This window comes from Enterococcus sp. DIV2453a, assembly GCF_050533535.1.
Classification (GTDB): domain Bacteria; phylum Bacillota; class Bacilli; order Lactobacillales; family Enterococcaceae; genus Enterococcus; species Enterococcus faecalis.
Genome location: NZ_CP172899.1, coordinates 2,367,501 through 2,381,354, shown reverse-complemented (window position 1 = coordinate 2,381,354; position 13,854 = coordinate 2,367,501). Strand labels below are relative to the sequence as shown.

Genomic DNA, 13,854 nt, shown 5'->3' with positions numbered 1-13,854 from the left:
CCAATGAAAAAAGTTTTAACGATTATCGCATTTGTTTTCTTAGGCATTTTAGCCGTTATTACGTTATTTCCATTTGTCTATATGATTTTAGCTGGTTTAATGAGTTACTCTGAAGCGACCAGCATGCCGCCAACCATGTTTCCGAAACAACCACAATGGCAAAACTACACAGAGGTCTTTCAAAAAGCACCCTTTCTTCGGTATTTCTTGAACACAGTCTTTGTTTCAGGCGTTACAACGATTGCTACGGTAGTCACCGCCGTGTTAGCTTCATTCGCATTAACGAGTTTGAAGTTCCGTTTTAAAAATGTGGTCATTGCTTTGATGATTTCGTTGTTAATGGTTCCGTATGAATCTATTATTTTTACCAATTATCAAACGATTGCGCAATTAGGTTTGTTAAATACTTACAGCGCCTTAATTATTCCATTTTTAACTAGTATTTTTTATATTTACTATTTAAACGGGTATTTAAAAGGTATTCCTGATACTTTTTACAAGGCTGCCAAGATTGATGGCGCTAGTGATTTAGAATATATTTGGCGTATTTTAGTACCAATGTCAAAACCAGCGTTGGTAACAGTAGGGATTTTAACATTCATTTCTAGTTGGAATTCTTTCTTGTGGCCATTGTTGGTGACGAACGAGAAAAAATACCGTCTATTGAATAATGGACTATCGGCCTTTGCGACAGAGAGCGGTAGTGACGTACATTTGCAAATGGCTGCTGCAACATTAACCGTTATTCCAATTTTAATTATTTACTTGATTTTCAGAAAAGAAATTATCAGAGGAGTTGCAAAAAATGGAATCAAAGGCTAAAACAACTGTGACTTTTCACAGTGGCATTTTAACAATTGGAGGAACCGTGATTGAAGTGGCGTATAAAGATGCCCACATCTTCTTTGATTTTGGTACAGAATTTCGACCAGAATTAGATTTGCCCGATGATCACATTGAAACCTTAATTAATAATCGTTTAGTGCCAGAATTAAAAGACTTATATGATCCACGTTTAGGTTATGAATATCATGGTGCAGAAGACAAAGAGTATCAACACACCGCTGTTTTCTTATCTCATGCCCATTTAGATCATTCGCGCATGATTAATTATTTAGACCCAGCTGTTCCGTTGTACACATTAAAAGAAACGAAGATGATTCTAAATAGTTTAAATCGCAAAGGTGATTTTTTGATTCCATCACCGTTTGAAGAAAAGAATTTTACCCGAGAAATGATTGGTCTTAATAAAAACGATGTGATTAAAGTTGGCGAAATTTCAGTGGAAATCGTGCCTGTTGATCATGATGCGTACGGTGCTTCGGCATTACTGATTCGCACGCCTGACCATTTCATCACATACACAGGTGATTTGCGCTTACATGGCCATAATCGTGAAGAGACTTTAGCTTTTTGTGAAAAAGCTAAACATACTGAATTATTAATGATGGAAGGCGTAAGCATTAGCTTCCCAGAACGTGAACCAGATCCAGCCCAAATAGCGGTTGTCAGTGAAGAAGATCTTGTTCAGCACTTGGTTCGTTTAGAACTAGAAAAACCGAATCGACAAATTACCTTTAATGGTTATCCAGCAAACGTGGAACGTTTTGCTAAGATTATTGAAAAGTCACCACGTACAGTCGTTTTAGAAGCAAATATGGCTGCGTTGTTACTTGAAGTATTTGGAATAGAAGTTCGTTATTATTATGCTGAATCTGGTAAAATACCAGAATTGAATCCAGCGTTAGAAATCCCGTATGACACGTTACTAAAGGACAAAACAGACTATTTGTGGCAAGTTGTGAACCAGTTTGACAACCTCCAAGAAGGTAGTTTATACATTCACAGTGATGCGCAACCGTTAGGGGACTTTGATCCACAGTATCGCGTGTTTTTAGATTTGTTGGCTAAAAAAGACATTACTTTTGTCCGTTTAGCTTGTTCAGGACATGCAATTCCAGAAGATCTGGATAAAATTATTGCATTGATTGAACCTCAAGTATTGGTTCCAATCCATACGTTAAAACCAGAAAAACTGGAAAACCCGTATGGTGAAAGAATATTGCCAGAACGTGGCGAGCAAATTGTTTTATAAATTTTTTTAAGGGAGAGAAAAAAATGAAGTTCAAAACTCTAGCAACAACAGTGTTAGCAACCGCAGCTATTTTCGCATTGGGGGCTTGTGGTAACGGTAATGGGGCCAAAGAATCAAACGATATTGTGAAAGAAGTGAAGGAAGATACGACAATCACTTTCTGGCATGCAATGAATGGGGTTCAAGAAGAAGCGTTAACAAAATTAACGAAAGACTTCATGAAAGAAAATCCAAAAATTAAAGTGGAATTACAAAATCAATCTGCTTACCCTGATTTACAAGCCAAAATCAATTCGACTTTAACTTCACCAAAAGATTTACCAACAATTACGCAAGCGTACCCAGGCTGGTTATGGAATGCTGCACAAGATGAAATGTTAGTGGACTTAAAACCATATATGGATGATGACACAATCGGCTGGAAAGATGCAGAACCAATTCGTGAAGTATTGTTAGACGGCGCCAAAATCGACGGCAAACAATACGGCATTCCATTTAATAAATCGACAGAAATGTTATTCTATAATGCTGATTTGTTGAAAGAATATGGTGTTGAAGTACCGAAAACATTAGAGGAATTAAAAGAAGCTTCTAAAACAATTTACGAAAAATCCAACAAAGAAGTCGTTGGTGCTGGTTTTGACTCGTTAAATAACTATTACGCAATTGGAATGAAAAACAAAGGCGTTGATTTTAATAAAGATTTAGATTTAACAAGCAAAGATTCACAAGAAGTCGTGGACTATTACCGTGATGGTATCGAAGCAGGTTACTTCCGCACAGCTGGTTCAGATAAATATTTATCTGGCCCATTTGCAAACAAAAAGGTAGCAATGTTTGTCGGTAGTATTGCTGGTGCTGGTTTTGTTCAAAAAGATGCTGAAGCTGGTGGCTATGAATACGGTGTTGCACCACGTCCTGAAAAAATCAACTTACAACAAGGAACAGATATTTATATGTTCGATAGTGCTACGCCAGAACAACGGACAGCGGCATTTGAATTCATGAAATTCTTAGCTACTCCTGATTCACAATTGTACTGGGCACAACAAACAGGTTATATGCCAATTTTAGAATCTGTTTTACACAGTGATGAGTACAAAAACTCTAAGACAACCAAAGTACCTGCACAACTTGAAAACGCAGTAAAAGATTTATTCGCTATCCCAGTAGAAGAAAATGCTGATTCAGCCTATAATGAAATGCGGACAATTATGGAAAGTATTTTTGCTTCATCAAATAAAGACACGAAAAAATTATTGAAAGATGCAACATCACAATTTGAACAAGCATGGAACCAATAATCAATAAATAAACAGACGTGGGAGGTTGGGATCTGAGTCGTTATGGCTCGTGTTCTAACCTTCCTGTTCTTTTGGGCGGAAGAAGGAGAGAAACAAAATGCAAATAAAAATTTTAGCAACAAGTGATATGCATGGGTACATTATGCCAACAAGTTATAGTGAAAAAAAGATGGATTTACCTTTTGGAACCGCAAAAGCAGCAACCATGCTGAAAAAGTTACGGGCGTCTGCCAAAGGACCAGTTTTTCAAATTGAAAATGGGGATTTTATTCAAGGTTCGCCGCTTAGTTACTACGTAAGAAAAGCAGAAACACATTCAGTGGAAGCCATCACTAAAATCATTAATCAAATGAATTATGATGTTAGCATTTTAGGTAACCACGAATTTAATTACGGATTAGATTATTTAAAGGAAACAATTGCCAGTTATCAACAGCCAGTTTTAGCTGCCAATATTCTTGGTAAAGATGGACAACCTTATTTCGGTCAGCCGTATGTCATCATAGAAAAACAAGGGGTTAAAGTAGCCATCCTTGGCGTGACGACTCAATATATTCCTCATTGGGAACAGCCGGCAACAGTCAAAGATTTAACGTTTAAAAGTGTCGTTGAAACAGCGGCGGAATACGTGCCAAAACTGCGGGAAGAAGCGGACCTAGTTGTTGTCGCTTACCATGGCGGTTTTGAAAAAGATTTAGAAACAGGGGAACCCACGGAATTACTAACAGGAGAAAATGAAGGCTACGATTTATTGGAAAAAGTTCCTGGGATTGATGCCTTAGTCACTGGTCACCAACATCGAGAAATTGCTACAAAACTGAATGGAATACCTGTGATTCAACCAGGTTTTCGAGGAGCTTTCGTTGGAGAAATTACTTTAGAAATTGAACCTATGGCTAAAGGCTATCGCGTTATTGGAAGTGACGCAGCTATTCATCCTGTTGGAAACGAACAACCAGATACAGAAGTTTTAGCTTTGACAACAGCGTTACATGACGAGGTAGAAGAGTGGCTTGACCAACCAGTGGGAAATGTGGAAGGGGATATGACGATTCAAAATCCGAATGCCGTACGCCTCAAAGAACATCCATATATAGAATTTATTAATAACGTCCAAATGGCTTCAAGCGGAACGGATATTTCAGGGACTGCACTTTTTAACAATGAAGGCAAAGGGTTTAATAACCAAATTACGATGCGCGATATCATTACTAACTATATTTATCCAAATACCTTGGCTGTATTGCGTGTCACTGGACAAGACCTCCGTGAAGCGTTAGAACAAAGCGCTACTTATTTTGTGTTAGAAAAAGGCCAACCAATTTTTAACCCGAAATATGTTGATCCAAAACCACAATACTATAATTATGATATGTATGAAGGCATTGAGTATACGCTTGATTTAAGACAACCGTTTGGTGAAAGAGTGACGAAACTTAATTATCATGGTAATGCAGTGCAAGCAGAAGATGTTTTGGAAATCGTGACAAATCAATACCGTGCAGTCGGTGGCGGAAACTATCAAATGTTCCAACCTGAAAAAATTATTCGAGAAATCCAAATTGATATGACGGAACTGATTGCAGAATATTTAAAAAAACATCCAATCATTCAAGCGTCGACAAATGATAACTTCAAGGTTATCTGGTAAAAAATAGCAAAAAAAGCCTTCAACCATGCAATTACTTGAAAGATGGTTGAAGGCCTTTTTTGAGTTAATAGCCTTTTTTTAAGGAAACTTGGTTTTTGACGAGGGTCTGATCCGTCACAAATTGATTTAAGTTTGGAATAAAAATCGCCAGTAATTTTGATTTGAACTTCGGTGTCATGCCAGAAATATGAGGTGTTAATAAAACATTCTTCATCTCCCATAAAGGGCTATCTTCGGGAAGAGGTTCTTCTTCAAAGACATCTAAGGCAGCAAAAGCAATGGTTTTATTGTTTAAGGCAGTTATCAAATCGTTCGTTGCTACTGAGGCGCCGCGACCAACATTTACGAAAATTGTTTCAGGAGCCATTTTTTCAAAAAGTGCCTGATTGTATAAATGTTTTGTTGTTTCAGTCAAAGGAAGAATGTTCACAACAATGGACATTTCATGGATAATTTTACTCATATTCTTCTGTGAATAGCATTCAATGAAGCCTTCCGTCACATGTCCAGAGGTATTCACGCCATAAACTTGAAGATTTAAACCTTTAGCAAATTTAGCTAATTGTTGTCCGATTTGCCCGGTGCCTACGATTAACATTTTTTGCCCAGAAAGTTGTTGATAGGAAGGGGCTGTTTGATTCCATGTGTGTTGCATTTGTTGTTGGATACTTTCTTGCAGTCCGCGGGTATGTGCTAATAAAACGCCTAAAACATGTTCTGAGATAGAAACACTATGGATTCCGCTACCATTAGACAACAGAATGCCCTTTTCTCTTAATTTATCAAAATCCATATAATCAGCACCAGCAGAAATGAGCTGAATCCATTTTAGGTGACTAGTATCAGAGGCTAATAAACGCGGACCAATTTCTTTATGCCAGCCTAACATAATTTCGATGGCCTCTTCTTCAGCAGAGGATAAATAATCGGTAGATGTTTTAACTAGATAATTGGGTGCCACAGCTTTCACTTGTTCCAGTTGTTCTTCGTTGAATACTTCATTTAAATAAATAATTGGTTGGTTCATCTTTCTTCCTCCTAGCACTTTTTATTGTATCAAAAATAAATTTAAAAGAGAAAAAGAAAGGCTTTTCAGTAAAGCAGAAAACCAAGGACAAAAATCCGATTTAGATTTTTGTCCTTGGCTTAAAAACTGCTAAAGTCCAGTGCTAACCTTATTTAGGTACGCCGTTTTCAAATAAACTTGTACTATGAACTGGTTGACGTCGAGCATCGGGCCGTAAGTAATGTAAAGCATTATTTACGGCAGTAGGTGCCTCACCAAATCCTGTAGCGATTAATTTCACTTTTCCCTCATAGGAACAGATATCCCCTACAGCGTATACACCAGGAATGTTAGTTGACATATCGGAATGAACATTAATAGCATTTCTAGAAACGTCTAATCCCCATTCTTTGAGGTGTGTTAAAGAAGAAGTGAAGCCATAATTGATAATTAAATCATCCAGAGGGAGATCCAATGTTTGGTCACCTTTTGTCTCCGTTAATTGGATGCCTGTGAACGTTTCATTTTCCTTTAAAATATCACTAATGATATAAGGAGTTCTGATAGAAACGCTAGATTTTTCCAGTTGTTCCACGCTATGTTCGTGGCCGCGAAATTGTGGGCGACGATGGATAATAGATACTTCTTCTGCAACGTTTTCTAGCATTAAAGCCCAATCAATTGCGGAATCGCCGCCACCAGCAATCGCAACTTTTTTGCCAGCGAATTTTTTCATGTCAGTCACATAATAATGGATTGACTCACCTTCAAAGGCTTCAACATTTTCGATAGCTAAACGTCGAGGTTGGAAAGCGCCGTTACCAATCGCAAAGATAACCGTTTTAGAATAATGTGTGCCTTTAGTTGTGTCTAAGCGCAAAAGTCCATCTGCTCCCTGTGCAAGGTGTGTGACCTCTTCTTCCAAGCAAACATCGTGCTGAAATGGCTGCATCTGTTTTTCCAAATTGGCAATTAACTCACCGGCTTTAATAGCAGGGAATCCAGGAATATCATAAATATATTTTTCGGGATACAGCATTGTTAGCTGACCACCTAATTGTGGCAGGCTATCAATGATTTTCGTTTTCGCTTTACGAATTCCCGCATAAAAAGCGGCAAATAATCCAACAGGACCGCCGCCGATAATCGTTAAATCATAAATATCTTTTTCATCAGACATTTGAAAATTCCTCCTAATTCATTTAGGGTTGAGACAACTATTGATCGTTTTGCGAACACTTCACAAAATAGCACGGCTTTTCGAAAAAAGCAAGTTTGGCTAACGAATCAAAGCATTCTTTAATCATTGGAAAAAGATCATAGCAATTTTCAGCATTTTTCGATATGATGGAACTATAAAATAATTATCTAGGAGGACATTCTCATGTCACAATTTCCACAATTAGATTTAGAAAATGCTAAAGGCCCAAAAGCTGTCATTAAAACAAACCGAGGCGACATCACTGTTCAATTATTCCCAGAACAAGCGCCTAAAACGGTTAAAAATTTTGTTGAATTAGCGAAAAAGGGCTACTATGATGGCGTTATTTTCCATCGTGTGATTCCTGATTTTATGATTCAAGGCGGTGACCCAACCGGAACAGGAATGGGCGGCGAAAGTATTTATGGAGAAGCATTTGAGGATGAATTTTCTCGGGATGTTTTCAATTTGCGTGGCGCATTGTCAATGGCAAATGCTGGTCCTAACACAAATGGCAGCCAATTCTTTGTTGTTACTAATCAAAATGTTCCAGCTCAAATGATGAGTCAGTTAGAAGATGCTGGTTTTCCAGAAGAAATTATTGAAGCTTACAAACAAGGCGGAACACCTTGGTTAGACTTCCGTCATACTGTTTTTGGTCATGTGGTTGATGGTATGGATGTAGTGGATGAAATTGGTGGAGTCCAACGGGATGCCCAAGACCGTCCAACATTTGACGTCGTGATGGACACAGTTGAAATCATTGGTGAATAAGTTTAACCAATTGAAAAAGAGAGTACCAACGAGGGACAAATTCGTTGGTACTCTTTATTTTTTTCTTAAAACGACTAACTTTTTTTTAAAAGCGTCCAAATCGCTTCTTTTAATGAAGTCTTTATAGGATACTGAGTGAAAGAATAGAAGGAGAGGAAGCAAATTTGTTAGAAAAATACAGATATCCAATGGCCTTGGCTTTGTTTGCAGTAATACTCCCATTTATAGGAACGTTTTTTACGTATGTAGATCAGCAAGGAATCGTTCATGAACCAGGATTTTATACAATCATAATTGGAGAAATTTTACTTCTATTTTCAGGTATCTGGTTCGTCAGAGTTTATTTAGCTAAACGCAAAAGAAAGAATTAAAAACAGCTGTCCTAAAAACTAGGACAGCTGTTTTTAATTAAAGGCTTTTTTGATACGTAAAAGGCCTTCTTCGAGAGTTTCTTTTGAACAAGCTAAGTTTAAACGCATGTGTTGAGAACCTTGGGGACCAAAACTAATTCCTGGATTTAGAACCACTTTCCCCTTATGAATTAAGGTATCGCGAAGTTCCCGATCCGTTAGCGAATAAGAACTAAAGTCTAACCATAAAAGATAGGTTCCTTCAGGCTCCATTACACGAACGCTAGGCATCTCTTCACGGAAAAAGGAAAGGGCAAAATCAATATTTTCTTTTAAATAATCCAGTAACGCCGTTAGCCATTCTTCCCCTGTTTGATAGGCAGCTGCCGTTCCCACGTAGCCAAAAGTATTGATACCGCCTTGATGATTTTTGTCTTGTAAAGATACGAAAGATTGCCGTAGTTTTTCATTAGGAATGAACAGCATTGAATTTTTAATCCCCGCTAAATTAAAGGTTTTCGTTGCCGCGGTTAAGGTAACAGTGAATTCCTTAAATGCTTCATCAGCGACAGTGAAGGAAGTGAAGGTATGCGGTTTGAAAATCAAATCCTGATGAATTTCATCGCTAACCACAGTTACTTGGTGTTTTTGGCATAAACGGCCAATTGCTAGCAATTCTTCTTTTGTCCAAACACGTCCACCAGGATTATGGGGATTACAAAAAAGTAACAGTTTCACCTTTTCTTCGATTATCTGTTGTTCCATTTTAACCAAATCAACTTCATAATGTCCGTTAACTTCTAGTAAAGAATGGCGCACAAGTCTACGCTCATTTTGTTTTACCACATCTGCAAAAGGGGGGTAGACTGGATCGCAAATCATGACAGAATCAGCAGGTGCTGTATACGCTTGAACGGCTGTGGCCAAACTGGGTACCACGCCACTATTAAACAAAATTTCTTCTTTTTCAACAATCAATTGATGGTGTTGCCGTTGCCAATCTTGAATTGCTTGATACAGTTCATTAGGTGCAATCGCATATCCTAGAATGCCCTGTTCAATAACTTGTGACAAAGCATCAAGAATAGGCTGATGCACTTTGAAATCCATATCAGCAACCCATAAAGGTAGTAAATCTTTTTCGTGGTAACTCGTTTCAACGGTGTCCCATTTAACACAATTCGTGTGGCGACGATCAATGGTTTCATTAAAATTAAACATAAGATAACTCCTTTTCTTCTATATAAAGTCTTACTTCCTATAGTATAGTAGATTTTGCTTAAAAGATGAAACAATAGTTTTAACAACTAGGGAAGAAATAATGCACAAACGTTGAAAAAATGCTATTATTTTAAATGAGTAGAAACGGAAAAAGAAATTTATCGTATGAAAAGAGGAAATTTGATGAAGTACAAAATTGGTATGGTACTTTCTGGCACAATTACCGGACTTCAACCATATGGCGCATTTGTTTCTTTAGACGAAGAAACACAAGGACTGATTCATGTTTCGGAAGTACAAGCTGGCTTTACTAAAAATATCCATGGACTCTTAACCGTTGGACAAAAAGTAACCGTTCAAGTTATTGATGTTGATGAATATTCTCAAAAGATTAGCTTATCTTTACGAACCCTTGAAGACAAAGTTCATTCAGTGAACCATCGACGCAAAAAATATTTTACGGATAAGAATAAAAAAATTGGCTTTGCAACCTTAGACAAAGAACTTCCAGAATGGATTGATGAAGCAATGGATAAGTTGCTTGAAAAATAATTCTGTATTTTTTCAGAAAGTGTGTTACAATTTCTTTTGTTAGTGAATCTAAAAATTAATTGAGGTGGATGTCGTGTCTAACAAAAAAGTCGCTGGAACAATCATACTGAACTTAAACGATGGTAGTAAAAAATTTTTGATGCATCCAATAGGTGAAGCGATTGAGTTTGCGATGGCAAAAGTTTCTGATGAGATGACGGGTTTAGCTAGTATGCTACAATGGTTCAAAGAAGAGGTTCAATTGGACGTTACTTCAATTAGCTTAGTAGAATTAACTAACGCGCATATCAATAAAGAAAATGTTCCGCTGTTTGTCTTCGAGATGGATGAACAAGCACTTAAAAATGAAATGGATAAAGACTATACATGGGTAGCACCTGCAGAATTAAAAACGATTTGGTCAAAATATCATATTGAAGGTGTCCCAATGTTTTAAACAAAAAAGAAAGAATCTGTCGATAATCGAACAGATTCTTTCTTTTTTTATGTTGTACGTAAAAAAGTTAATCGAACTATTTCAAATATATGATTCAAATTGTTCGATTTTTAGTAAGGAATTAAACTGTTTTGATAGACAATTAGGATTTAAAAAGTTTAAAAACGAAATAATTGAAAAGAATGAAAACAGATTGAAAACTTCTTTTAATTTTTTTGAAAAAAAGTGTTGACCAAACATCAAAATCTTGATATATTATTACATGTCGCAAGGCGAGTCACACAGCTGAGCGATTCAGAAATCAATAATTAAATAACAATTCTTGATTTCAAATCTCTCGAAAAAAGTTTGAAGAAACAACAAAAAAGTTGTTGACAAATAACAAACGAGATGATAAGATATAGAAGTTGTCACAACAGACAACAACAACCAAGCAAAACAACTTAAAAAAACTTTTTCAAAAAAGTTCTTGACATTCAAACGAAAGTTTGTTATGATATAAAAGTTGCTGCGAGGTAACGTAGACCTTTGAAAACTGAACAAAGAATAGACGAACCAAATGTGTAGGGCGTCTTGATTCAATTCAAGACAACAAACATTTTTAACAAGCAAGCAATATGCTAGCAAACAAATTGAGCTTAACAATCGCAAGATTGTTCTAACTTTTATTATGAGAGTTTGATCCTGGCTCAGGACGAACGCTGGCGGCGTGCCTAATACATGCAAGTCGAACGCTTCTTTCCTCCCGAGTGCTTGCACTCAATTGGAAAGAGGAGTGGCGGACGGGTGAGTAACACGTGGGTAACCTACCCATCAGAGGGGGATAACACTTGGAAACAGGTGCTAATACCGCATAACAGTTTATGCCGCATGGCATAAGAGTGAAAGGCGCTTTCGGGTGTCGCTGATGGATGGACCCGCGGTGCATTAGCTAGTTGGTGAGGTAACGGCTCACCAAGGCCACGATGCATAGCCGACCTGAGAGGGTGATCGGCCACACTGGGACTGAGACACGGCCCAGACTCCTACGGGAGGCAGCAGTAGGGAATCTTCGGCAATGGACGAAAGTCTGACCGAGCAACGCCGCGTGAGTGAAGAAGGTTTTCGGATCGTAAAACTCTGTTGTTAGAGAAGAACAAGGACGTTAGTAACTGAACGTCCCCTGACGGTATCTAACCAGAAAGCCACGGCTAACTACGTGCCAGCAGCCGCGGTAATACGTAGGTGGCAAGCGTTGTCCGGATTTATTGGGCGTAAAGCGAGCGCAGGCGGTTTCTTAAGTCTGATGTGAAAGCCCCCGGCTCAACCGGGGAGGGTCATTGGAAACTGGGAGACTTGAGTGCAGAAGAGGAGAGTGGAATTCCATGTGTAGCGGTGAAATGCGTAGATATATGGAGGAACACCAGTGGCGAAGGCGGCTCTCTGGTCTGTAACTGACGCTGAGGCTCGAAAGCGTGGGGAGCAAACAGGATTAGATACCCTGGTAGTCCACGCCGTAAACGATGAGTGCTAAGTGTTGGAGGGTTTCCGCCCTTCAGTGCTGCAGCAAACGCATTAAGCACTCCGCCTGGGGAGTACGACCGCAAGGTTGAAACTCAAAGGAATTGACGGGGGCCCGCACAAGCGGTGGAGCATGTGGTTTAATTCGAAGCAACGCGAAGAACCTTACCAGGTCTTGACATCCTTTGACCACTCTAGAGATAGAGCTTTCCCTTCGGGGACAAAGTGACAGGTGGTGCATGGTTGTCGTCAGCTCGTGTCGTGAGATGTTGGGTTAAGTCCCGCAACGAGCGCAACCCTTATTGTTAGTTGCCATCATTTAGTTGGGCACTCTAGCGAGACTGCCGGTGACAAACCGGAGGAAGGTGGGGATGACGTCAAATCATCATGCCCCTTATGACCTGGGCTACACACGTGCTACAATGGGAAGTACAACGAGTCGCTAGACCGCGAGGTCATGCAAATCTCTTAAAGCTTCTCTCAGTTCGGATTGCAGGCTGCAACTCGCCTGCATGAAGCCGGAATCGCTAGTAATCGCGGATCAGCACGCCGCGGTGAATACGTTCCCGGGCCTTGTACACACCGCCCGTCACACCACGAGAGTTTGTAACACCCGAAGTCGGTGAGGTAACCTTTTTGGAGCCAGCCGCCTAAGGTGGGATAGATGATTGGGGTGAAGTCGTAACAAGGTAGCCGTATCGGAAGGTGCGGCTGGATCACCTCCTTTCTAAGGAATATTACGGAAATACACATTTCGTCTTTACTTTGTTCAGTTTTGAGAGGTCTACTCTCAAAACATTCGTTCATTGAAAACTGGATATTGAAGTAAAAAGAATCAAAACAAACCGAGAACACCGCGTTGAATGAGTTTTTTAATAAGTTCAATTGCTTATTTATTGATTAACCTTCTATCGCTAGAAGAAGTGATCAAGACCCAACCGTAAGGTTGATAAGGTTAAGTGAATAAGGGCGCACGGTGGATGCCTTGGCACTAGGAGCCGATGAAGGACGGGACTAACACCGATATGCTTTGGGGAGCTGTAAGTAAGCTATGATCCAGAGATTTCCGAATGGGGGAACCCAATATCTTTTATAGGATATTACTTTTCAGTGAATACATAGCTGATTAGAGGTAGACGCAGAGAACTGAAACATCTTAGTACCTGCAGGAAGAGAAAGAAAATTCGATTCCCTGAGTAGCGGCGAGCGAAACGGGAAGAGCCCAAACCAACAAGCTTGCTTGTTGGGGTTGTAGGACTCCAATATGGTAGTCTGTTAGTATAGTTGAAGGATTTGGAAAATTCCGCTAAAGAGGGTGAAAGCCCCGTAGACGAAATGCTAACAACACCTAGGAGGATCCTGAGTACGGCGGAACACGAGAAATTCCGTCGGAATCCGCGGGGACCATCCCGCAAGGCTAAATACTCCCTAGTGACCGATAGTGAACCAGTACCGTGAGGGAAAGGTGAAAAGCACCCCGGAAGGGGAGTGAAATAGATCCTGAAACCGTGTGCCTACAACAAGTCAAAGCTCGTTAATGAGTGATGGCGTGCCTTTTGTAGAATGAACCGGCGAGTTACGATTGCATGCGAGGTTAAGTCGAAGAGACGGAGCCGCAGCGAAAGCGAGTCTGAATAGGGCGAATGAGTATGTAGTCGTAGACCCGAAACCATGTGATCTACCCATGTCCAGGTTGAAGGTGCGGTAAAACGCACTGGAGGACCGAACCCACGTACGTTGAAAAGTGCGGGGATGAGGTGTGGG

The 13,854-nt window shown here is 39.4% G+C and carries 12 protein-coding genes and 2 rRNA genes (1 of these 14 cut by a window edge); 11 read left to right on the top strand and 3 right to left on the bottom strand.

From position 1 onward, the window contains the following. Positions 1–3 precede the first annotated feature (3 nt). From IGK03_RS11565 to IGK03_RS11550, 4 genes are all read left to right on the top strand, one after another. Complete coding sequence (locus IGK03_RS11565; RefSeq protein WP_002355144.1) at positions 4–822, top strand: carbohydrate ABC transporter permease; 819 nt, start codon at positions 4–6, stop codon at positions 820–822. Next, positions 806–2,095 carry an MBL fold metallo-hydrolase gene (locus tag IGK03_RS11560; RefSeq protein ID WP_430602326.1) on the top strand — a complete coding sequence of 430 codons (1,290 nt, stop codon included), beginning with the start codon at positions 806–808 and terminating at the stop codon, positions 2,093–2,095. The genes IGK03_RS11565 and IGK03_RS11560 overlap by 17 nt, the downstream gene beginning before the upstream one ends. Before the next feature lie 23 nt (positions 2,096–2,118). Next, the gene (locus tag IGK03_RS11555; protein WP_002359172.1) at positions 2,119–3,399 is read left to right on the top strand and encodes an extracellular solute-binding protein; all 1,281 of its coding nucleotides are present in this window, start codon (positions 2,119–2,121) and stop codon (positions 3,397–3,399) included. Positions 3,400–3,496: 97 nt separating this feature from the next. After that, positions 3,497–5,050, top strand: coding sequence for a bifunctional metallophosphatase/5'-nucleotidase (locus tag IGK03_RS11550; RefSeq protein ID WP_033625127.1), 1,554 nt, complete (start codon positions 3,497–3,499; stop codon positions 5,048–5,050). 64 nt (positions 5,051–5,114) lie between these two features. On the opposite strand, the gene IGK03_RS11545 is transcribed toward IGK03_RS11550, so the two are convergent. Together IGK03_RS11545 and IGK03_RS11540 are read right to left on the bottom strand one after the other, a co-directional pair. Further along, positions 5,115–6,077 (bottom strand): phosphoglycerate dehydrogenase, encoded by a 963-nt coding sequence (locus IGK03_RS11545; RefSeq protein WP_010707121.1) that lies wholly within the window; start codon positions 6,075–6,077, stop codon positions 5,115–5,117. Positions 6,078–6,225: 148 nt separating this feature from the next. Further along, positions 6,226–7,236: an NAD(P)/FAD-dependent oxidoreductase gene (locus tag IGK03_RS11540; RefSeq protein ID WP_033625126.1), complete on the bottom strand. Its 1,011-nt coding sequence runs from the start codon at positions 7,234–7,236 to the stop codon at positions 6,226–6,228. 204 nt (positions 7,237–7,440) lie between these two features. Here IGK03_RS11540 and IGK03_RS11535 point away from each other — a divergent pair, with 204 nt between their 5' ends. After that, entirely contained in the window at positions 7,441–8,031 is a 591-nt protein-coding gene (locus tag IGK03_RS11535; RefSeq protein ID WP_002355150.1) for a peptidylprolyl isomerase, read from the top strand. A gap of 164 nt (positions 8,032–8,195) precedes the next feature. Continuing rightward, positions 8,196–8,402, top strand: a complete 207-nt coding sequence (locus IGK03_RS11530) for a DUF3955 domain-containing protein (RefSeq protein WP_002355151.1) — start codon at positions 8,196–8,198, stop codon at positions 8,400–8,402. Between the two features lie 33 nt (positions 8,403–8,435). Here IGK03_RS11530 and IGK03_RS11525 read toward each other — a convergent pair whose 3' ends face one another. Next, on the bottom strand, positions 8,436–9,602 hold the full coding sequence (locus IGK03_RS11525; protein WP_002368299.1) for a MalY/PatB family protein: 1,167 nt from the start codon (positions 9,600–9,602) through the stop codon (positions 8,436–8,438). 183 nt (positions 9,603–9,785) lie between these two features. Between IGK03_RS11525 and IGK03_RS11520 the strand changes: the two genes are divergently transcribed. The 5 genes from IGK03_RS11520 to IGK03_RS11500 all read left to right on the top strand — a co-directional run. Continuing rightward, positions 9,786–10,154 carry a CvfD/Ygs/GSP13 family RNA-binding post-transcriptional regulator gene (locus IGK03_RS11520; protein ID WP_002365178.1) on the top strand — a complete coding sequence of 123 codons (369 nt, stop codon included), beginning with the start codon at positions 9,786–9,788 and terminating at the stop codon, positions 10,152–10,154. Between the two features lie 64 nt (positions 10,155–10,218). Beyond that, positions 10,219–10,590 (top strand): hypothetical protein, encoded by a 372-nt coding sequence (locus IGK03_RS11515; protein WP_002385270.1) that lies wholly within the window; start codon positions 10,219–10,221, stop codon positions 10,588–10,590. Continuing rightward, the gene (locus IGK03_RS11510) at positions 10,574–10,822 is read left to right on the top strand and encodes a hypothetical protein (RefSeq protein ID WP_002392518.1); all 249 of its coding nucleotides are present in this window, start codon (positions 10,574–10,576) and stop codon (positions 10,820–10,822) included. Before IGK03_RS11515 ends, IGK03_RS11510 begins: the two co-directional genes overlap by 17 nt. A 434-nt stretch (positions 10,823–11,256) precedes the next feature. Further along, positions 11,257–12,817: ribosomal RNA gene (locus IGK03_RS11505) — 16S ribosomal RNA — on the top strand. 226 nt (positions 12,818–13,043) lie between these two features. Continuing rightward, positions 13,044–13,854: ribosomal RNA gene (locus tag IGK03_RS11500) — 23S ribosomal RNA — on the top strand; it runs 2,102 nt beyond the window's last position. Together the 16S and 23S rRNA genes form the textbook arrangement of a ribosomal RNA operon.

Coding starts and splice junctions, on each gene's coding strand:
- IGK03_RS11565 (WP_002355144.1), top strand. CDS start 4: ATGAAAAAAGTTTTAACGATTATCGCATTTGTTTTCTTAGGCATTTTA.
- IGK03_RS11560 (WP_430602326.1), top strand. CDS start 806: ATGGAATCAAAGGCTAAAACAACTGTGACTTTTCACAGTGGCATTTTA.
- IGK03_RS11555 (WP_002359172.1), top strand. CDS start 2,119: ATGAAGTTCAAAACTCTAGCAACAACAGTGTTAGCAACCGCAGCTATT.
- IGK03_RS11550 (WP_033625127.1), top strand. CDS start 3,497: ATGCAAATAAAAATTTTAGCAACAAGTGATATGCATGGGTACATTATG.
- IGK03_RS11545 (WP_010707121.1), bottom strand. CDS start 6,077: ATGAACCAACCAATTATTTATTTAAATGAAGTATTCAACGAAGAACAA.
- IGK03_RS11540 (WP_033625126.1), bottom strand. CDS start 7,236: ATGTCTGATGAAAAAGATATTTATGATTTAACGATTATCGGCGGCGGT.
- IGK03_RS11535 (WP_002355150.1), top strand. CDS start 7,441: ATGTCACAATTTCCACAATTAGATTTAGAAAATGCTAAAGGCCCAAAA.
- IGK03_RS11525 (WP_002368299.1), bottom strand. CDS start 9,602: ATGTTTAATTTTAATGAAACCATTGATCGTCGCCACACGAATTGTGTT.
- IGK03_RS11520 (WP_002365178.1), top strand. CDS start 9,786: ATGAAGTACAAAATTGGTATGGTACTTTCTGGCACAATTACCGGACTT.